Origin of the sequence: Bartonella sp. 220B (assembly GCF_026930205.1) — a bacterium.
Taxonomy (GTDB): domain Bacteria; phylum Pseudomonadota; class Alphaproteobacteria; order Rhizobiales; family Rhizobiaceae; genus Bartonella.
In genome coordinates this window covers 101,347-122,377 of sequence record NZ_JANHOI010000004.1, presented here as the reverse complement: position 1 = coordinate 122,377, position 21,031 = coordinate 101,347, and the positions used below count along the sequence as shown (strand labels likewise).

General features: G+C 38.6%; 20 protein-coding genes. 15 read left to right on the top strand and 5 right to left on the bottom strand.

Features of this window, described 5'->3' with window-relative positions; all coding sequences use genetic code 11:
* Positions 1-8 precede the first annotated feature (8 nt).
* A complete protein-coding gene (locus NPX99_RS04365) occupies positions 9-536 on the top strand; it encodes a DUF6101 family protein (RefSeq protein WP_269030682.1) in 528 nt (175 codons plus the stop codon).
* A gap of 597 nt (positions 537-1,133) precedes the next feature.
* On the opposite strand, the gene purD is transcribed toward NPX99_RS04365, so the two are convergent.
* A complete protein-coding gene (gene purD, locus NPX99_RS04360) occupies positions 1,134-2,408 on the bottom strand; it encodes a phosphoribosylamine--glycine ligase (protein WP_269030681.1) in 1,275 nt (424 codons plus the stop codon).
* Positions 2,409-2,499: 91 nt separating this feature from the next.
* Here purD and ubiA point away from each other — a divergent pair, with 91 nt between their 5' ends.
* On the top strand, positions 2,500-3,504 hold the full coding sequence (ubiA, locus tag NPX99_RS04355) for a 4-hydroxybenzoate octaprenyltransferase (RefSeq protein ID WP_269030680.1): 1,005 nt from the start codon (positions 2,500-2,502) through the stop codon (positions 3,502-3,504).
* 276 nt (positions 3,505-3,780) lie between these two features.
* On the opposite strand, the gene pdxH is transcribed toward ubiA, so the two are convergent.
* Positions 3,781-4,404, bottom strand: a complete 624-nt coding sequence (gene pdxH, locus NPX99_RS04350) for a pyridoxamine 5'-phosphate oxidase (protein WP_269030679.1) — start codon at positions 4,402-4,404, stop codon at positions 3,781-3,783.
* A 327-nt stretch (positions 4,405-4,731) separates the two neighbouring features.
* Between pdxH and NPX99_RS04345 the strand changes: the two genes are divergently transcribed.
* The 8 genes from NPX99_RS04345 (at position 4,732) to NPX99_RS04310 (ending at position 13,345) form a co-directional block, all read left to right on the top strand.
* Positions 4,732-5,634: a J domain-containing protein gene (locus NPX99_RS04345; protein WP_269030678.1), complete on the top strand. Its 903-nt coding sequence runs from the start codon at positions 4,732-4,734 to the stop codon at positions 5,632-5,634.
* A gap of 123 nt (positions 5,635-5,757) precedes the next feature.
* Entirely contained in the window at positions 5,758-6,576 is an 819-nt protein-coding gene (fabI, locus tag NPX99_RS04340; protein ID WP_269030677.1) for an enoyl-ACP reductase FabI, read from the top strand.
* A 143-nt stretch (positions 6,577-6,719) separates the two neighbouring features.
* The gene (aroC, locus tag NPX99_RS04335; protein WP_269030676.1) at positions 6,720-7,820 is read left to right on the top strand and encodes a chorismate synthase; all 1,101 of its coding nucleotides are present in this window, start codon (positions 6,720-6,722) and stop codon (positions 7,818-7,820) included.
* Between the two features lie 3 nt (positions 7,821-7,823).
* Positions 7,824-8,930, top strand: a complete 1,107-nt coding sequence (gene ribB, locus NPX99_RS04330) for a 3,4-dihydroxy-2-butanone-4-phosphate synthase (RefSeq protein ID WP_269030675.1) — start codon at positions 7,824-7,826, stop codon at positions 8,928-8,930.
* Between the two features lie 7 nt (positions 8,931-8,937).
* A complete protein-coding gene (locus NPX99_RS04325) occupies positions 8,938-9,192 on the top strand; it encodes an exodeoxyribonuclease VII small subunit (protein WP_126602778.1) in 255 nt (84 codons plus the stop codon).
* Positions 9,193-9,424: 232 nt separating this feature from the next.
* Positions 9,425-11,341, top strand: coding sequence for a 1-deoxy-D-xylulose-5-phosphate synthase (gene dxs / locus NPX99_RS04320; RefSeq protein ID WP_269030674.1), 1,917 nt, complete (start codon positions 9,425-9,427; stop codon positions 11,339-11,341).
* A 7-nt stretch (positions 11,342-11,348) separates the two neighbouring features.
* Positions 11,349-12,095 (top strand): TlyA family RNA methyltransferase, encoded by a 747-nt coding sequence (locus NPX99_RS04315; RefSeq protein ID WP_269030673.1) that lies wholly within the window; start codon positions 11,349-11,351, stop codon positions 12,093-12,095.
* Positions 12,092-13,345, top strand: a complete 1,254-nt coding sequence (locus NPX99_RS04310) for a class I SAM-dependent RNA methyltransferase (protein ID WP_269030672.1) — start codon at positions 12,092-12,094, stop codon at positions 13,343-13,345. Before NPX99_RS04315 ends, NPX99_RS04310 begins: the two co-directional genes overlap by 4 nt.
* A gap of 62 nt (positions 13,346-13,407) precedes the next feature.
* Here NPX99_RS04310 and tldD read toward each other — a convergent pair whose 3' ends face one another.
* Entirely contained in the window at positions 13,408-14,826 is a 1,419-nt protein-coding gene (gene tldD, locus NPX99_RS04305; protein WP_269030671.1) for a metalloprotease TldD, read from the bottom strand.
* A gap of 105 nt (positions 14,827-14,931) precedes the next feature.
* A complete protein-coding gene (locus tag NPX99_RS04300; protein ID WP_269030670.1) occupies positions 14,932-15,471 on the bottom strand; it encodes an invasion associated locus B family protein in 540 nt (179 codons plus the stop codon).
* A gap of 378 nt (positions 15,472-15,849) precedes the next feature.
* On the opposite strand from NPX99_RS04300, the gene cyoE reads away from it, so the two are divergent.
* From cyoE to rnhA, 4 genes are all read left to right on the top strand, one after another.
* Entirely contained in the window at positions 15,850-16,782 is a 933-nt protein-coding gene (cyoE, locus tag NPX99_RS04295) for a heme o synthase (protein ID WP_269030728.1), read from the top strand.
* A 186-nt stretch (positions 16,783-16,968) separates the two neighbouring features.
* Positions 16,969-18,018: a 4-hydroxy-3-methylbut-2-enyl diphosphate reductase gene (gene ispH, locus NPX99_RS04290; RefSeq protein ID WP_269030669.1), complete on the top strand. Its 1,050-nt coding sequence runs from the start codon at positions 16,969-16,971 to the stop codon at positions 18,016-18,018.
* Positions 18,018-18,977, top strand: a complete 960-nt coding sequence (locus NPX99_RS04285; RefSeq protein ID WP_269030668.1) for a homoserine kinase — start codon at positions 18,018-18,020, stop codon at positions 18,975-18,977. Before ispH ends, NPX99_RS04285 begins: the two co-directional genes overlap by 1 nt.
* 5 nt (positions 18,978-18,982) lie before the next feature.
* Positions 18,983-19,444: a ribonuclease HI gene (gene rnhA, locus NPX99_RS04280; protein ID WP_269030667.1), complete on the top strand. Its 462-nt coding sequence runs from the start codon at positions 18,983-18,985 to the stop codon at positions 19,442-19,444.
* A 33-nt stretch (positions 19,445-19,477) separates the two neighbouring features.
* Here the strand turns inward: rnhA and NPX99_RS04275 are convergent, their stop codons facing one another.
* Positions 19,478-20,356, bottom strand: coding sequence for a protein-disulfide reductase DsbD domain-containing protein (locus tag NPX99_RS04275; RefSeq protein ID WP_269030666.1), 879 nt, complete (start codon positions 20,354-20,356; stop codon positions 19,478-19,480).
* Between the two features lie 71 nt (positions 20,357-20,427).
* Here NPX99_RS04275 and NPX99_RS04270 point away from each other — a divergent pair, with 71 nt between their 5' ends.
* Positions 20,428-21,012: a YqgE/AlgH family protein gene (locus tag NPX99_RS04270; protein ID WP_269030665.1), complete on the top strand. Its 585-nt coding sequence runs from the start codon at positions 20,428-20,430 to the stop codon at positions 21,010-21,012.
* Positions 21,013-21,031: the final 19 nt, after the last annotated feature.

Sequence of the window (21,031 nt, the reverse complement as noted above, 5' to 3'; positions counted from 1 at the left end):
CACTATATATGGCTAATCAATGCTTTAATCAGGCAAAAGCGGTGCTTGAATTTCGATTAGATCCGTGCCATTTGCCACAAACAACGACATATTTCTCCTCAAAAACGGGCAATCAAATCGTTTGTTCGTTAAGTGAGCGCGGTGTTTTTTTTAAAACCGATACTCCCTCAAGCTTGTCACATTTAGTACCCTCTTATCACTTCAAAGGAATTGCGGCACGTACTGTAAAAACGCGTTCAGGAGAGAGAGCGGTTGCATTAGAGTTATTCCATACAGATAAAGAATCTTGCATTCCGCTTCTTGTTTCTAGAGATTTAAATAATGTTCTTCTGGATTGGCGATTATGGGCGGATATTTATGATCTTCCTATGCTGATGATTAATGAAGATCATCGCATTATGGTTGTTAAAGATCGTTCTGATTTACGTCGTTTTTTAGGGACAACACTGCATTCTAAACAAAAGCGCTTTTTACTTCGTTATAGCAATCCATTGGGTTTGCGTTTGGTGATCGGGAATCGCGTTGCTCTACAGTAGTATTGATGTGCATTCATTTTTTATATTGTGCTGTCCTATGTGTTTATTTACGCTACATTCTGCGTTTTATTGACTGTAAATTAAAATTTTGACAACCTAAGCTTGTAATAGGTGTTGATTGTATGAGACTTCTTTCCTTTATGCTTAATAATATCAAACGCCTTTTTTCAAAGCATTTAAGTCAGCTTTAATACAGTGAGAATATGCTTTTTGACAATGGTGGTTTCGTTTTTGCGCTTATCATGAAAGTATTGGTAAGTGAGGACAGACAATTGATGGCTTTCTCTATCCAAGAAAATGACAGTATATAATACTTGCTTTCAAGCTTTTATAAGCAAAAGATGCGTTGTAAAACTGGAAAGCAAATGAATTTTAAATCAATATAACAACAAGATAACTATGTGATTGCAATCATAACTTTATAATCAGTTTTTTGTTTTTCCTATTTTGTAATGGCTATGAATAGCCTATTTATATGTTTTATTTTTCAAGTAAAATTCAATATTTTAAAATCACGATAAATATAAAACAGTAAGCAGATTTACGCACAATATTATCACAGCTGAATTTAAATGATAAAAAAACTTCTCGAAGGATTTAACTTTCTCGTGCAACGGCTCGCCATCCGATATCTCGGCGGACAAATCCTTCTGTCCAATCAATACAATCGACAGCTTCATAGGCACGTTTTTGAGCTTGCGTAACGGTTTCTCCTGTTGCCGTTATATTTAAAACGCGCCCACCATGAGCAATGAGCTCTCCATTGTGTAATGCTGTGCCAGCTTGAAAAACCTTCACATCAGGGAGAGTATTTACCTTATCAAGATTACGGATAACAGTACCTTTTTGAGGAGAGTCTGGATAACCCTTGGCAGCCATAACAACAGTTAAAGCAGTTTTTTCAGACCATTGAAGGGTTTTATGTTCAAGCTTTTCTTGAGCTGCGGCAAGAAGAAGCGGAAGAATATCCTCTTTGAGACGCATCATTAAAACTTGACATTCAGGATCACCAAAACGTACATTAAATTCAATGAGTTCAGGTCCTTTTTTCGTTATCATCAATCCGACAAAGAGGATACCTTTAAAGGGAGCTCCCATTGCATTCATGCTGTAGAGAGTTGGTTCGACAATTTCTTTGAGAGTACGCTGAACCATTTCCTGTGTCATGATAGGAGCTGGTGAATACGCTCCCATTCCACCGGTATTTGCTCCTGTATCACCATCCCCCACGCGTTTATGATCTTGTGCAGATCCAAAGGGAAGAGCAATTTTACCATCACAAAGACAAAAGAAACTTGCTTCTTCTCCTTCAAGAAAAGATTCTACAACAATTTTTTTTTCTACCTTATCAAAGGCATTTTTGAAGCAGGAATCAACAGCGTTAAATGCTTCTTCCATAGTTGTTGCAACAACAACACCTTTACCAGCAGCTAAGGCATCGTCTTTAATAACAATAGGAACACCTTGTTGATGGATATAAGCTTTGGCTTTTACAGCATCATTAAAACATTGGTAGGATGCTGTAGGAATGTTATTCTTATGGCACAGATCCTTTGTAAAAGCTTTTGAACCTTCTAACTGAGCAGCTTTTTGAGTCGGTCCAAATACACATATATGAGCGTTATTAAGAGAGTCTGTTATACCAGAAACGAGAGGTGCTTCTGGTCCAACAACAACCAAGTCAATAGAATGGGTTTTACAAAAGTTAACAACGAGAGAGTGGTCATTAATGTTCAAATCAATATTTTCACCCAGTTCCATTGTTGCAGGATTTCCAGGAGCACAATATAATTTTGTTAGCAGTGGTGATGCTGCTATTTTCCATGCTAAAGCGTGTTCTCGTCCACCAGAGCCGATAAGAAGGATGTTCATTGTTTGCTCCTATCATAGAAGATGATTAAATACGTTTTCTTGTCATAAGAATGAAATACCTGTATCGCAAGACTAAAGGTAAAACTATTTGATGAAAAAAAATAAAAATATTGCACATATTCAATCTCCTGAGAAACAGGGACGGGTGATGGATGCATCCTCCAAACAGTGGGTTTATTATTTCCTGCCATCTTCTTTGTGGTTTTATGCTCAATTGGCACGTTGGGATAGACCTATTGGGTGGCAGTTATTGATGTGGCCTTGTTTTTGGTCAACGACAATGGCTTTTGTCTCTTATGAAATGCACAAATTGCCTTTTTTATCAATGCTCTTTCATTGGTTCTGGTATCTTTTTCTTTTTTTTCTAGGATCTATAGCTATGCGGGGTGCAGGGTGTACTTGGAACGATCTTGTAGATCATAAAATTGATTCCCAGGTAGAAAGAACACGCTCTCGACCATTGCCAACGGGGCATGTGAGTCGGTTTCAAGCAAAAATTTTCATACTAGTGCAATGTTTGGTTGGTTTAGGTATTTTATCACAATTTAATAGATACAGTTTTTTTCTAGGGATTTCATCATTGATAGCAGTTGCGGTATATCCTTTTATGAAACGTATAACATATTGGCCGCAGTTTTTTTTAGGTGTTGCATTTAATTGGGGAGCATTAATGGGGTGGGCGGTTGTGTGTGGAAATTTGAGTTGGGCCCCCATTTCACTTTATGTAGGATCTATTTTATGGACAATAGGATATGATACAATTTACGCACATCAAGATAAGGAGGATGATGCTACTGTCGGTGTAGGTTCCACGGCACTTCTTTTTGGTGAAGGTACTAAGTGTGCTTTGGTATTTTTGTATAGTGGTTTTGTAATTTTTGTTAGCCTAGCATTTTATTTGGCACAGGTTCCTCTCCTTAGCTTTTTGGGAATTATTATTGCAAGCATTCATATGTTTATTCAAATTAAAACGCTTGATGTAGATGACAATTCACAATGCTTAAAGCTTTTCAAATCGAATTCGTTTATTGGTTTTATAGTTTTCGTTGGTTTAATGTGCGGTGGTATATGGATGATCATTTACCCAGCTATTTAACAACAAGTTAGAAAAAGGACCACATGTATGTGATTTTGGAAGTGAAGGGAATGAAAGTTTAAAGATGCTTTTAGTGATTAAAAATTTTCTGATTCTTTGCAATTTTTATAGTCAATTTGCATTCTACGTGTTTTTTTCTCAGAAAACTTTTCCATGTAAATTGTGACCTCGTCAAATTTTACCTATTTCTTAAAGGAACTGAAAACAGACTTTAATGGGGATACTAAAATCACTTACTCTCATTCAAATTCTATTCTGTTTTTAAAGTTTGAAGAATTAGGGATAAAGTTTTTGCTTTTGCCAATCATCATGTTCGACAGAATCACGTGTAAAAAGCAGGCGTTCATGTAAACGAAAGGGGCGATCACGCCAGAATTCGATAGAAAGGGGTATGACACGAAATCCGGACCAATACGGTGGGCGTGGAATATTTCCTGCCGCATAACGCGTAGTATATTGAACAATTGCTTTTTCGAGGACAAAACGGTTTTCTAATGGTCGAGATTGTTTAGATGCCCATGCACCAATTCGACTACCCCGTGGTCGCGATTGAAAATATGCATCTGCTTCTTGATTACTGACTTTTTCAACAATTCCCCGAATTCTAACCTGACGACGCAGCGATTTCCAATGAAAACCTAAGGATGCTTTCATTGATTTTAAAATTTCTTGTCCTTTGCAACTTTCATAGTTGGTATAAAAGACGAATCCTTGAGGACTGTAATCTTTGAGAAGAACCATACGAACATTAGGCAAACCCGTTTCATCAACCGTTGCGAGTGCCATAGCATTGGGATCATTTATTTCACTCACTGTTGCTTCTTCAAGCCATTTTGTAAAAAGTGCAAAAGGTTTTTGCATTTGCATAAAATCATCGTCTTTTTGTACTTTATCGTTCATAACGACTCCGAATGTCAGTGAGTATGAGTGGCGCGCTCTTTAATTTACTTTGTTGCCAAGAAATAAAATGCTGTTTTTTTCTTATTAACAAAAACAGTACTGCCATGTACTCTTGTAGTATCTTAATCATTTAATCATTCTTGTTTTTAGTATAAATGCAATAAGTTATAAAATAAAATGTCTCTTTTATCTGGTATTTTGGTTTCTTTATAGACATATAAAGAGAGAAAAAATCATTCTTGAGAATAGTTTGATGAAGCTGTGAGAGAGATTAACAACATACCAGTTTTGATATTTTCAAAACGAAAACATTGAAAAGAGGGCAATATGCGTGATCCGTACGCGATTCTGGGTGTGGCACGTACCGCAAAACCGCAAGAGATTAAATCGGCATTCAGAAAATTAGCAAAGAAATATCATCCAGATCACAATAAGGATGATGTAAAGGCTAAAGAAAAGTTTTCTGAAATCAATCAAGCTTATGAAATTATAGGTGATAAAGACAAAAAAGCCCAATTTGACCGCGGTGAAATTGATATGGAAGGAAAACCGCTTTATCAAGCTTATGGTGCTGGTGAAAACTTTGGCAATAGTCACAATCCTTTTTCAGGAGGGGCGAAAGGCTTTGATTTTAGATCTGCAAGTGATACTGGTTTTGATGCGAGCGATATTTTTCGCGATTTGTTTGGTGGAGGAAGGAGCTTTTCAAATTCTAGACAATATACGCATTCTCAACAAGGTGCTCATGTTCGTGCTAATCTTGCCATAACATTGGAGCAGATGGTTGGAGCAGAAAAAGTGGAAGCTGTTTTTCCTAATGGAAAAAAGTTAAAAATTAAATTACCAGATTATGTTGAAGATGGACAAACTATTCGTTTGAAAGGTCAAGGAGGAGAGGCGCCTTTTGGGCAAGCAGGGGATGCGTTGATAACCATTCAGATTCAAAAACATCCTCGTTTTCGTGTTGAAGGAAGGGCACTTCATCTTGATTTACCGGTTTCCCTTCAACATGCTGTTTTGGGAGCAAAAGAAGAAGTAGAGACCTTGGAAGGGCGTGTAGTTTTAACTCTTCCCGCTTGGTCAAGTTCTGATCGTGTTTTACGGTTGAAAGGAAAAGGGCTTCGTTTAAAAAACGGTACAAGAGACGATCTTTATGTGCATGTTCGTATCATGTTGCCGGAAGGTAGAGATGCTGCTTTAGAACAATTCTTGCAAATGCAAAAGAGTTAATTTTAATGAGATATAAAGCGTAGTTTTTGTTTTGATTTTTAACCAATTGCTTGAAGAAAAAGTTGACCTATGCCATAGGCAGATGAATAATATTCATTTTTAAATAACAATGGGGCAATGCTAATGGCTAAGGGTAATGGTTTATTGTACGGCAAGCGTGGTTTAATTTTGGGATTGGCAAATAATCGCTCTATCGCTTGGGGAATAGCTAAAGCGGCGCGTAATGCGGGGGCAGAACTTGCCTTTACCTATCAAGGTGAGGCGATGAAAAAACGTGTTGAGCCTTTAGCTGCAGAAGTAAAGGGGTTTGTTTGCGGTCATTGCGATGTTTCTGACAGTGAATCGATTGATACAGCCTTTAAAGTAATAGAGAAGAAATGGGGCAAACTCGATTTTCTCGTTCATGCTATTGGTTTTTCTGATAAAGATGAATTAAGCGGTCGTTATATTGATATTAGCGAATCAAATTTTATGATGACCATGAATATTTCTGTTTATTCCTTAACGGCTTTAGCCAAACGTGCAGAAAAATTAATGTCAGATGGTGGTTCAATTTTAACATTAAGCTATTATGGTGCAGAAAAGGTTGTTCCCAATTATAATGTGATGGGAGTTGCAAAAGCGGCTCTTGAAGCCAGCGTGAAATATCTAGCAGTGGATTTAGGTCCTCAGCATATTCGTGTTAATGCTATATCTGCTGGTCCAATTAAAACATTAGCCGCTTCTGGCATTGGTGATTTCCGTTATATTTTAAAATGGAATGAATATAACGCTCCTTTACGTCGTACGGTGACAATTGAAGAAGTAGGTGATTCTGCTCTTTATTTTCTTTCAGATTTGTCTCGTTCTGTTACGGGTGAAGTGCATCATGTGGATTCAGGTTATAATGTCATAGGCATGAAAGCTGTTGATGCGCCAGACATTTCCGTCGTTAAAGAATAAAGTTTTGTTATAAAGTTTGGCTCAACAGCGGTGATTTGACCGAATTTAAAACGGCCAATGATATTTTGGAAGAGAGGTTGTTTTGCACATCTTAACAGAGACTGTGGTTGCGTATATTTTGACGGAGAAACGGGTCATTTTTTATGTCGCATAATACATTTGGTCATTTGTTTCGTGTAACAACATGGGGTGAAAGTCATGGTACTGCTCTTGGGTGTGTTATCGATGGTTGTCCTCCGGGAATTATTTTTACGCTTGCGGAGATTCAAACTTATCTTGATAAGCGTCGACCAGGACAAAGCAAATATACGACGCAGCGGCGAGAGCTAGACCAAGTAGAAGTTCTTTCGGGAGTTGTTATTCAGGATGATGAGACAACATTGATGACAACAGGGACTCCAATTTCCTTGTTAATTCAAAATACGGATCAGCGCTCGAAAGACTATGGCTCGATTGCTCATCAGTATCGTCCTGGTCATGCAGATTATACTTATGATGTTAAATATGGCATTCGTGATTTTCGAGGTGGTGGGCGTGCTTCAGCGCGTGAGACGGCAGCACGTGTTGCGGCAGGTGCGCTCGCACGTAAAATTATTCCTGATTTAATTGTACGGGGAGCTGTCATAGCGATTGGTCCCCATACGATTAATCGTGAACGTTGGAACTGGTCAGAGGTTAGTAATAATCCTTTTTTTACACCTGATGCAGAGATGGTACAGGTTTTTAGTGATTATATAGATAAAGTACGTAAAGAGGGGTCATCTGTTGGTGCTGTTGTTGAGATTATTGCAGAAAATGTTCCAGCAGGTTTAGGAGCACCTATTTATGCAAAACTTGATCAAGACATTGCTTCATTACTCATGTCGATTAATGCAGTAAAGGGGGTTGAAATAGGTGATGGTTTTGCAGCAGCGCGCCTGACAGGCGAAGAAAATGCAGATGAAATGCGGATGGGCAGTGATGGAAAGCCACTCTTTTTATCCAATCATGCAGGCGGTATTTTAGGTGGAATATCGAATGGGCAGCCAATAATTGCACGTTTTGCTGTGAAGCCTACTTCATCAATTCTAACACCTCGTCGTTCAATTGATGTTGATGGTCATGATGTAAATGTTGTAACGAAAGGACGTCATGATCCCTGTGTTGGGATTCGTGCTGTTCCTGTTGGTGAAGCGATGGTTGCTTGTGCTATTGCGGACCATTATCTAAGACATCGCGGTCAGGTTGGAAGCTTTGAGGGGTAAGTAATGGCATATGATGAGAAAAAAATTATTTCTGCACTTCAAGCTTTTGAACGTGGTGAAATCGTTGTAGTTACCGATGATGATGACCGTGAAAATGAAGGTGATTTAACGATTGCTGCTACCCATTGTACAGAAGAAAAAATGGCATTTATTATTCGTCATACAACGGGTATTATTTGCGCCCCTCTACCAAAAGAAGAAGCGCAACGGTTTAATCTTGTTCCTATGGTGCCAGAGAATAATTCAGCACATCGTACCCAGTTTACTGTTACTGTTGATTTTAAACATGGAATAACAACGGGGATTTCAGCACATGACCGTACATTAGCAGTGCGCAATCTTGCCAATTCAAATGCCGGTCCGAATGATTTTGTCCGTCCAGGACATATTTTTCCTTTGATAGCGCATGAAGGAGGAGTTCTTATGCGTTCAGGACATACGGAGGCAGCTGTTGATTTATGTAAATTGGTTGGTTTGCCGCCAGTTGGTGTTATCGGCGAGTTGGTCAATGATGATGGAAGCGTTAAACATGGAGATGAGATTACAAAATTTGCACAAGATAATCGTTTGCATATCATAACGGTTGCAGATTTAATTGCTTATCGTCAGCGTAAGGAAATGTTGATCAGGCATGTTGGAGAAATGCATATTGAGACATCAGTAGGTCCCGCTATTGTTCAAAGTTATCAACTTCCTTGGGAAACGGTTCAGCATGTCGCAATTGTTTTTGGAGATATCCGTGATGGTATAGATATTCCTGTGCGTTTGCACCGTGAAAGCGTTATAAATGATGTTTTTTGCCAATCTTCAGATATTATGGCTATTATGCAACGTATGATGGAACGAGAAAAGCGTGGAGTGTTTGTTTATTTGCGTGAAGGATCTGTTGGTGTACAATCAGCTACAGGCATTCAGGAGATGGTTAAAGAAGGTTCAGAAAACCACATGCAGGCCATTAAACGCGAAGAAGAATGGCGTCAAATTGGTTTAGGATCACAAATTTTAAAACATTTGGGAATTCGTTCTGTTATTGTGTATGCTTCTAGAGAGCGCCATTATGTAGGTTTAGAAGGTTTTGGAATTCGTATATCTAGAACAGACATCTTGTGAGGATTGTATGAAACAAGAGATAAACAAGGGGGATATTACGGCTTTAAGTTTTGAAGAAGCACTTAAGCAACTTGAAGTGATTGTCGAGAATTTGGAACGCGGGGATATCCCTTTGGAACAATCAATTGATATTTATGAACGTGGTGAATCTCTTAAAAAACACTGCGAGAAACTTTTGAAAGTCGCTGAAGCTAAAGTTGAGAAAATTCAGCTTTCAGAGGGCGGATCTCCAGAAGGAGTAGAGCCTCTTGATTCTGAATAATAGTGAAGTAATTTTGGGATGTTTATTGCAAGAGAGGTGAGTAGTGACTTAGTTTAGAGGGAAGGAATTTTATCAGTTTCTTTTTTTATGAAATAAGTGAGGGAATGGGAAAAACCATAAATCGTCTCGGTAGAGAGCGTTTTTCAGTAACAATATGCTAAATACAGAAGAGGGGAGGAGGCATATTCTTACTATTTCATTCTCTTGATGCGATAATATTAAGGAGCTTTTTTTGTCTCAGGTCTTAACGCCATTGCTTGATCGTATTTGTGTCCCGCATGATTTGCGGGCATTACCTGAGTCTGATTTGGTAAAATTAGCCGATGAGTTGCGGACGGAAACAATTGATGCGGTTTCCGTAACAGGTGGTCATCTTGGTGCAGGACTTGGTGTTATTGAGCTTACGGTTGCATTGCATTATGTTTTTAATACACCTGAGGATAGGATTATTTGGGATGTTGGTCATCAAGCTTATCCGCATAAAATTTTAACAGGGCGTAGAGATCGAATTCGCACATTGCGCCAAGAGGGTGGGTTATCAGGTTTTACGAAGCGTTCAGAAAGTGTGTATGATGCATTTGGTGCCGGTCATTCTTCTACTTCCATTTCAGCTGGTCTTGGTATGGCGGTGGCTAGTGCTTTAAAAGCAGAGGACAAGCGGAATATTATTGCTGTAATTGGTGATGGAGCTATGTCTGCTGGTATGGCTTATGAAGCGATGAATAATGCTGGTGCTTTGAATGCGCGTTTGATTGTTGTTCTGAATGATAATGATATGTCTATTGCACCACCTACAGGCGCTATGAGCGCTCATCTTGCACGATTGGTTTCTCGTCCTGCTTACCGTAGTTTGCGTGAACGGATCAAGGCACTAGGCAAAAAATTGCCCAAGTTCTTTTTAGATAAAGCACGTCTTTCAGAAGAATTTGCACGTGGTTTTTTAGTTGGGGGGACTTTATTTGAAGAGCTTGGTTTTTATTACGTTGGGCCAATAGATGGACACAATTTAAAGCATTTATTGCCTGTTTTGAAAAATGTTCGTGAATATCCTCATGGGCCGGTTTTGGTACATGTGGTGACGCATAAAGGAAAGGGATATGCGCCTGCAGAAGCGTCATCTGATAAATATCACGGTGTTAATCGTTTTGATATTGTAACAGGTAAACAGGTTAAAGCGCAAAGCAATGTTCTTTCTTATACTAAGGTGTTTTCTAAGGCTTTAATAGAAGAAGCTGGTCATGATGATAAGATTGTGAGTATAACAGCAGCAATGCCGACGGGGACAGGACTTGATGCTTTTGCTGAAAAGTTTCCTGAAAGAATGTTTGATGTTGGCATTGCTGAACAGCATGCGGTCACTTTTGCTGCTGGCATTGCTTGTGAGGGGTATAAGCCTTTTGTCGCGATTTATTCTACTTTTTTACAGCGCGCTTATGATCAGATTATCCATGATGTATCGATTCAAAAATTACCTGTGCGTTTTGCGATTGATCGAGCAGGTTTTGTGGGGGCAGATGGCGCTACGCATGCTGGTAGTTTTGATATTGTTTTTTTGTCCACTCTTCCTGAATTTGTTGTTATGGCTCCGTCTGATGAAATCGAGTTGATGCATATGGTGCGTACTGCTGCAGCTTATGATGAGGGACCACTTTCTTTTCGTTACCCGCGTGGTGAAGGTGTTGGTATGAATTTACCGCAGCGTGGTGAGTTGTTAGAGATTGGAAAAGGGCGTGTTCTACGTGAAGGCAATAGGATAGCTTTAGTGTGTTTTGGAACACGGATGTCAGAAGTGTTAAAAGCTGCTGATGTGTTGGTTGCGGAAGGGTTGTCTACGACGGTTGCAGATGCACGGTTTGCAAAGCCTTTGGATAAAGATTTAATGCGTCGTTTGGCACGTGAGCATGAAGTATTAGTAACAATTGAAGAAGGTGCAATAGGCGGATTTGGAGCGCACTTATTACAGTTTTTAGCGCAAGAAGGGCTTTTAGAGCATGGTTTAAAAGTTCGCACATTAAAACTTCCTGATGAATATTTAAACCATGGTTCACCAGAGAAAGTTCTTTCTCGTGTAGGACTTGATTCTGTTGGTATTGTTAATACAGTTTTTACTGCTTTAGGATGCAAGATTCGGACAGTGCAGAAATTTTGAGTATGAGATGATTGTTGGGAAAAGGCTTGATGTTCTTTTAGTTGAAAAAAACTTTTTTATAACACGCTCACGAGCGCGTGATGCTATTATGCGTCAAACCGTCAAAGTTGATGGCAAAGCAATTTTAAAAGCTGGACAAATTATTTCTGATGACGCAGAGATTGTCGTTTGTGATCCAGCACAGAGTTATGTTTCACGTGCAGCGTTAAAATTGATTTGTGCACTTGATGCTTTTCCAATTATAACAGATCAAGTGACCGCCATTGATATTGGTGCATCAACAGGTGGTTTTACACAAGTTCTCTTAGAACGTGGAGCAGCTCATGTTATTGCGGTTGATGTTGGCCACCATCAATTGGATGCACGTTTATTGAACAACAGGGCAATAACCTTATTAGAAGGTTTAAATGTCAGAGATTTAAAACAAGAACATTTAGGCGGACGAGAAATTGATCTCATCGTTTCAGATGTCAGCTTTATTTCTCTTAAACTTGCATTACCTCCTGTTTTGTCTTTAGCTAAGAAGGGAGCACAAGCCATGTTATTAGTAAAGCCTCAATTTGAGGTTGGTCGAGAAGCTCTTGGCAAGGGTGGAATATTAAAAAATCCATTAATGGCGAAAGAAAGTGCTGAAAGACTTTTTGATTGGTTAAACATGCAAAGAGGGTGGAGTGCAAAAGGTTTGCTTCCTTCACCTATTGCAGGTGGTGATGGTAATTTAGAATATTTGTTGTTTGGAGAAAAACAAGAGTGAATGGCAATATCATAATAGACCATATGGGGATGAATGGTCATGGTGTCGTCAAAACATTACATGGTTTGGTTTATGTTCCTTTTACTTTACCAGGAGAGTGTGCTGAAATCACCGTTCATGGAAAATATGCTACACTCAGAGCATTAAAGGAAAAATCATCGGAACGCATTGATGCTCTTTGCCAGCATTTTGGAGAATGTGGGGGATGTGCACTTCAGCATTGGCATCCTGATGTTTATCGCGAATGGAAACGACAACTGGTTGTTGATGCACTTAAAGAATATGAGCTTGATGTTGTTGTTTCTCCTTTAATCGAATGTAAGCCTTATAGCCGGCGGCGGATGACTCTAACAGCATCCATGACATCACAAGGTTTGAGAGTCGGTTTTAATCGTCAATTCTCTCATGAGATTATAGCTCTTGAGGAATGTCCGGTAAGCCGACCAGAGCTTATATCTAAGCTAGCTGATATCAGGATCCTTTGTGCTTGTTTAAGCGGTTATGCTAAACGATTTCATATCACAATCACACTTGTTGAAAATGGTTTTGATGTTGCTTTAAGTGGTTGTGTTGTACACAATGAGTCAATTCGTCAGAAAATGGTACGTATAGCTCTTTCTTGTGGGATTACGCGTCTGTCTGTTGAAGGTGAAGTTTTGGTTGAACAAGAAAAACCATTGATATATTTCGGAGACGTCAGTGTTGTATTTCCGACTGGTAGATTTCTCCAAGCAACTTTTGAAGCAGAAAATATGATCGGTGATATTATTTTGACTCATTTTAAAAAAGCAAAAAATGCTCTTGATTTATTTTCTGGGGTAGGAACATTCACATTACGCATGGCTAAAAAGATGAACGTCCATGCAGTAGAAAATGATGAGCGAGCATTAGCAAATTTAGATTCCGCAGCACGTTTTGCAACCGATTTAAAAACAGTAACTTGTGAAAAACGTGATCTTTTCCGCCGTCCACTTTCTGTGAAGGAACTTGAATGTTTTGAGTACGTTGTGTTTGATCCTCCACGCGCTGGTGCAGAACAACAAGTCCGTGAATTGGCAAAGGCAACAGTACCTCGTGTAGTGGCTATTTCATGCAATCCTATTACATTTGCGCGTGATTTATCCCTTCTTGTAGAAGGTGGTTATACAATAGAAAAAATCATACCAATTGATCAATTTTTATGGTCACCTCATGTTGAAGTTGTTGCACTTTTGAGCAAACGCAAAGCAAAAGCAAGTTGGAAACTTTAGCCTCAAGTGAAGAGTCTTTTTGAATCTTATTGAAAATGTTAAATGAGTTGATTGGATATATTTTATGAAAGTGCTGTTCCACCAATTGTCATATTATTGATTCGCAAATGAGGTTGCCCGACACCAACAGGAACGTTTTGCCCAGCTTTCCCGCACATACCGATACCATTATCAAGTTTGCTATCATTGCCAATCATGGTAATATGTTTCATAGCATCTGGTCCGTTTCCGATAAGGGTTGCACCTTTAATAGGTGCTACAATTTTACCATTTTCTACTCTGTAAGCTTCAGTGCATTCAAAGACGAATTTTCCAGAAGTAATATCGACTTGTCCTCCACCAAATGAAACAGCATAGATACCGTTTTTCAATGAAGATAGAATTTCTTCAGGTGTTTTATCGCCTCCTAGCATTATAGTATTGGTCATCCGCGGTATTGGCGCATATGCGTAAGATTCACGCCGTCCATTACCGGTTGGATGAACACCCATAAGACGAGCATTTAGTCTGTCTTGCATAAAACCGATAAGCTTTCCATCTTCAATAAGAACGTTATATCCTGATGGGGTTCCTTCATCATCGACAGTGAGTGAGCCACGACACTGAGGAATTGTACCATCATCAACAACTGTCACACCTTTTGCAGCAACTTGTTGACCCAAAAGTCCCGCAAAAACGGAGGTTTTTTTGCGATTAAAGTCGCCTTCCAAACCATGTCCTACGGCTTCATGGAGCATAACACCGGGCCATCCATTAGCGAGAACAACATCAAATGTTCCTGCTGGTGCTGCTTCTGCTTCTAAGTTTATGAGAGCCATACGCAAGGCTTCATCAGCAGCCTTTTTCCAGTTTTCTTCATGAATAAACTGGCTAAACGCTTGGCGTCCACCACATCCATAGAAGCCATTTTCACGCCGATTGCCTTCAGCAGCAACTACAGATATAGAGAGTCGTACAAGAGGGCGAATATCACGAATCAAATGACCATCTGCACGTAAAATTTCAATATGCTGGAGAGAACCGGAAAGAGAAACAGTCACTTGGTGCAACTTATCATTTTTTGCACGTAAATAGGCATCAATTTTTTGCAAAAGCATACTTTTGTCTTCAAATGATGGAGTGTCAAGAGGATTAAGGGGGTGATAGAGTCTTTTGTTTGTCTGTTGAGGTGCTACACTATAAGGTCCTGTATGATTATTATAGGTAACAGCTTTAGCCGCTTCACTAGCACATTTGAGTGCAGCAGCGGTTAATTCACTAGAATGCGCATATCCAGTAGCTTCTCCAGCAACAACGCGCAGACCAAATCCCATATCTTGATGAAATGAGCCATTTTTAAGCTGTCCATTATCAAATAAAAGCGTTTCACTTTCTGTATACTCAAGGTAAAGCTCACCATCATCAGCATGATGAAGTGTTTCTTGTACAAGTGATTGCACTTTAGATGAAGCAATATCAAAATGGTCAATCAGTGATTTCATAGTGGTTATCCTATTTTCATGAAGAATTGGGAAACTTCCAGTTATCTTTTTTAGAAGCTGTAGAGTGCGTTATGAGGTTTTAATGATTCAATACGCATAAAGTTGTTAAGTTGGTAGTGTTGCATAAGCATCACTCAGCCCTTTGAGGTCAATGATTCCTCCAACGGCTTGCTCAGGAGTTGTAAAAATAAAGTAGGTTGCCATTTTACCTTTTAAAAAGAGCTGTAATATGTCTTTTTTAAGGACAGCTTCAGCAACACAATTATCACCAAGGCATCGGCGATATTCCACTCTTCCCATATTTTTATCGTCAATTTTGAGACCAACACCAGGACGTAATTCCACGCGGATTGGGACAAAAACACGCATCAAAGCGCCTTGATCTTTAGGAAGTTTATAAAATGTAACGCGCAGAGTAATATCATGACGATTTTGTGTGTGTACATTTTGGACAACTTCACATTGCATGTTAGGTGTACCTGGTGGGAGAGAACAAATTTTTGTCCATGCACCGTAGGTTTGTGGGGTGGGGACACTTTGTACATGAGAGGTTTGTGCAAGGGCATGATGAGTAGAAATATTAGTGAGTGCACAAAGAAAAACACCAACAAAGAAAGTTTTTTTTAGCAATTTATGAAGTACCACAGAAAACCCTCACCGCATCATCCCTACACTATACTACATAGCTCTGTATAAAAAATGAATTCTCAAGTTAGAATTGTAACACAAAACTATTATCTCCCCAAATATATTAATCTATATGCACAAGATAAAATATGTCATACGAGAGAGGCTTTTTAGCGTTGCTTTATGATGTTTGGTATGATGTATAAAGTATGCTTGTTATTTAAGAAATAATATGTGTTGAAAAAATGTATTTTTGTTGCAAACATTTTCCTCTGTTTTTGGGATGAAAGAAGAGGTATTTATATGTTTTCAGAACACTGTCTCTTAATTTGTCATTCCCATATGCTAAGCAGTATTTGTTTGTGAATGACAGAAATAGAAAAGGTCTTTGAGTGGATGTTTGTTTCAAAGGAATTATCAGCTGCAAGTGATAAACCAATTCCGCCAAAATCTGGTATTGGTGATTATATCACGCTCTTAAAACCACGGGTTATGTCACTTGTTGTATTCACAGCTTTGGTTGGACTTGTGGTGTCACCAGCTCCTATTAATCCATTTTATGGTTTTTTAGCAATTTTGTGTATTGCTCTAGGAGGTGGTGGTGCAGGAGCACTTAATATGTGGTATGATGCTGATATTGATGCGGTGATGGAACGTACCAAAAATCGCCCCATTCCCACTGGTAAGATCAGCTCTCAGAAGGCATTTATTTTTGGTATGGTTCTTTCTGTGCTTTCTGTGTTTCTTATGGGGAGCTTCATTAATTGGTTTGCAGCATTTTTCCTTGCCTTTACAATTTTCTTTTATGTCGTTATCTATACAATTTGGCTAAAGCGTATAACGCCACAGAATATTGTTATTGGCGGTGCATCTGGAGCTTTCCCACCAATGATTGGATGGGCTGTGACGACGGGTACAGTGAGTATTGAGAGTTTTTTATTATTTTTAATCATTTTTATGTGGACGCCACCACATTTTTGGTCTCTTTCTTTATTTTCATCTCTTGATTATGATGCAGCAGGTATTCCTATGATGCCTAATGTACGAGGCGAATATTCAACAAAAAAACAGATCTTGTTTTATACTGTTCTTATGTCCATATGTGCTGTTGGTCCTTATATTACTGGTTTTGCAGGAATTTTTTATGGTATTTTTTCATCAATTTTGAGCGTTATTTTTATTTATTTTGCTTATCGTTTGTGGAAAACTAACACATATAATGCGACTCTTGTAATGGCAAAAAAAACGTTTTTCTTTTCGTTATTTTACTTGCTAGCTCTTTTTGGAACCCTTTTGGTTGAAACCTTAGTTTGGTATTTTCTAGCATAGTGAAATGAACCAGCGAATTTAAAAAACAGCTTTGCCTAACAAAATACGATAAGAAAGTGCCATATATTGGGCGTTTTTACGGGGAAAGATGGTGTTTTGCAGTGTTTTTCTTGACACAGTTTGTGTCATGCATAACAAGAGTTCGTTTAAAATTGTAGTAAGAGTTATAGATATTAAGGATGGTTTATGTCTCTACGTCCTCCTTTAACAATGCGTCTTTGTGGTCCACGTGGATTTTGTGCAGGGGTTGATCGTGCTATTCAGATTGTTCTTCTTGCATTAAAAAAATATGGTGCTCCAGTGTATGTTCGCCATGAAATTGTACACAACCGCTATGTCGTTGAAGGATTGCAAAAGCGGGGGGCTGTTTTTGTGGAAGAACTTGATGAGATTCCAGAAAAACACCACAATCAACCTGTTGTATTTTCTGCCCACGGTGTGCCAAAGTCTGTACCAGAAGAAGCACGTCGCTATAATTTGTTTTATCTCGATGCAACATGTCCGTTAGTTTCTAAAGTGCATAAGCAAGCGATACGACATAAACGACATGGTCGTCATGTTATATTAATTGGTCATGCTGGTCATCCTGAGGTAATAGGAACAATGGGGCAGCTTGAAAAAGGGGATGTGACATTAATTGAAACGATTGAGGATGCTTTATATTATCAACCTTATGATCCAAATAAATTAGGATTTGTGACGCAAACAACACTTTCTGTTGAAGATACAGCAGAGATTCTTGATGTGTTGCAACAGCGTTTTCCTACATTAGAAGCTCCGGCTGCTGAATCGATTTGTTATGCTACCACGAATCGGCAAGATGCTGTTAAGGCAGCGGCACTGGGAAGCGATTTATTTTTAATTGTTGGAGCACCAAATTCTTCTAATTCGCGACGTTTGGTAGAAGTGGCTGAAAGGTTTGGTGCGCAGCGGGCTGTTTTAGTTCAGAGGGTTGATGAAATTGATTTTGATAGTCTAGGAGCTCTTTCTGTTGTAAGCCTTTCAGCAGGAGCTTCTGCTCCTGAAATTATTATTGAAGAAATTGTTTCAGCTTTTCGTGAACGTTATGATGTTACAATAGAATTGGCTGAAACAGTGGTGGAAACAGAAACATTTTTAGTGAGTCGCGAATTACGTGATGTCACTTTAACCCCTCAAGATACGGCTTTTTTCAGTGGTCGAACTGAGATGCTGCAAAATGAAAATCAGGGTATGCCTCTAACGAAAGCAAAATAATGGCAGTTTATACAGATATTCATCCAAATGATTTGAAGGCATTTTTAACACGTTATTCGATAGGTTCACTTTTATCCTATCGAGGCATAGCGGAGGGGATCGAAAATTCTAATTTTATGTTGTATACAACAGAAGGGAGATTTATTTTAACGCTTTATGAAAAACGTATTTCAAAAGATGATTTGCCCTTTTTTTGTAATCTTATGCAGCATTTAAGGGAGCGCGGAATTCCTTGCCCACAACCTGTCGTACAAAATAATGGGACAACGATTGGTGAATTAGCAGGACGCCCTGCTGCTATTATTACATTTCTAGAAGGAATGTGGATTCGTCACCCCAATATATGTCATTGTGGCGAGGTAGGAACGAGTTTAGCACAATTGCATTTAGTAGGACAGAGTTTTACCCTTAGTCGTAAAAATACTCTTTCTATTATGGATTGGAAATTATTATGGGAACAGTGCAAAAAAAGCAAAGATAAGTTGTTAAAAGAATTTGAGCAAAAAATTAGTATGGAACTATCTTTTTTACAGGAAAATTGGCCGTCAAATTTACCAACAGGTGTTATTCATGCTGATTTATTTAATGATAATGTGTTTTTTCTGAATCATCGTCTTTCTGGTATTATAGACTTCTATTTTGCGTGCAATGATTTTTTAGCTTATGATTTAGCTATCTGTTTAAATGCTTGGTGTTTTGAGCAAGATTACTCCTATAATCTTACCAAAGCACGAAAGTTATTGGAAAATTATCAAAAAATAAGGCCATTGATACCTTTAGAAATAAAGGCAATTATTTTATTGGCCCGTGGTGCTTCTTTACGTTTTTTACTCACACGTCTTTATGATTGGTTCAATACACCGCCAGATAGCTTTGTTGTTAAGAAAGATCCATGGGAATATTGGCATAAGCTTTGTTTTTTCAGCAATGTAGATTCATTGAGTGAAGTGGGTTTTTGAATTCTATGTTAAATCAATCCAAAGTTGTTGAAATTTACACAGATGGGGCTTGCTCTGGTAATCCTGGAGTAGGAGGATGGGGAGCAATTTTACGCTGGAATGGTCATGAACGTGAACTTTATGGTGGAAAAGAGCATACGACCAACAATCAAATGGAATTAATGGCAGCAATTCATGCATTGAAAGCGCTTAAAGAACCCTGTTTAGTCGATCTTTATACGGATTCAGTTTATGTACGCAATGGTATTTCAATGTGGCTTGAAGGTTGGAAGAAAAATAATTGGCGTACGGCGTCAAAAAATCCTGTAAAAAATATGGAATTATGGCAGGCTCTTGAAGACGTCTGTTCTCACCATACTATTAGGTGGCATTGGATAAAAGGGCATGCAGGGCATCCAGAGAATGAGCGGGCAGATGCTCTTGCTCGGAAAGCGATTACTGAATATCGTGAAAAGGGATGCTTTTAGAAAAAGCTCTTTTATTCAAGTCTTTCTCTTTTATCACGGAGTAGCAAGAGGTGATAATTGCCGAGAGAGTGTAAATGTTCCACTTAAAGCATGGTTTTTAAAAGAAACTGTATAAAAAACTGTGTGGTTTGCTTCATCTGGAATGAAATAGATTGGAGCGCTAAAGAGTGTATAATTTGCATTTTTACTTACTTTTTTTGCTGGTCCAATTTGCAGTTCTCCTCCATCTAAAAAGAGAGCGTGAGGGGTAATTTTATGTTTATTTTGTATTTTAATGAAGAGGGTGTTTTCCTTTTTTTCAGCACGTATTTTAAATGCATCATGTGTTGTAAGAGGTAAAGTATCTTGTGCTTTCTTTAACAAGGATAAAGGAAGACGTTTGTTTTTTTGAACCGATGGAGAAAAATCAAAGTGAACAGTAAAGGGAAGACAGATTTTGTGACATAATCCAAGTGTTAAAGTACCACTTAAATTTTTGCTTGAACCAGAAATAATAAAGGGCAATACGACTTTATCTTTGTAGCCTAATGACCAGTCATTTTCTGTTTCATAGAGCTGTGGTGTGGGATAAAAAATTTCATAAGAAACCTGTTGGTTGAAGGTAAAAAATGGTGCCATGCCGGAATTACCTGGATTGCGCCAGTAGGTTTTCCATTTTTGTTTGAGAACAATTTCAATAATACCCTCTCTTATTCCAGAAAGAGACGATTCGGTAAGAGCTAATCTGATACGCCCACCATCTGATTCATACCAAGATGTTGCCAAAAGATATGCGTTTTGTTTTGTATGAGCTCTGACAGGGGAGTTAAGTAATTCTAAAATTATGAATGTTAAGCTAAAAGTAACCAAAAGTTTTTTATAAAGAGAAATTGCGATGTCTTGTAACCTTATAAATATTGGAATTTTTTTCATTGGAGCTTTATCTTCCTATTGTACTCACTAAAGTGATTTTTAGCATATAAATTATGGAGAATAGCAGATTGATGAAGCAGTGTAATGGTTTTCTGGGGGGCCAGTTACTCATAGCAATGCCAGGAATGAATGACAAACGTTTTGTTCGTTCTGTTATCTATGTTTGTGCGCATTCTGATGCAGGCGCTATGGGGATTATTCTCAATCAATTGCACCATATTGATTTTCCAGAGCTTTTGCTTCATCTTGGGGTGATAACAAGTGGTCAAAAAACAGTTCTTTCTGAACCGATAAAAAAGTTTCCAGTACGCTATGGTGGTCCTGTTGATCCCTCGCGAGGTTTTGTGTTGCATTCTGATGATTATGCTTGTGAAGAAACTGTTTCTATTGCAGATAAGGTCTGTTTCACAGCGACGATTGATATATTAAAAGCGATTAGTTGTGAACAAGGCCCGCAGCATGCATTGATAGCATTAGGTTATGCTGGATGGAAAGCCGGACAACTCGAAGCAGAAATTTCTACGAATGGTTGGTTAATTAGCTCTACATCGCCTAGTTTTCTTTTTGAAAGCGATTTAAGTCGCAAATACGACGAAAGTTTAATCCGCATGGGAATCAATCCAACCTATCTCGCTTCTGAAATGGGGCATGCGTAGAGTCTAAGTATTTGATTGT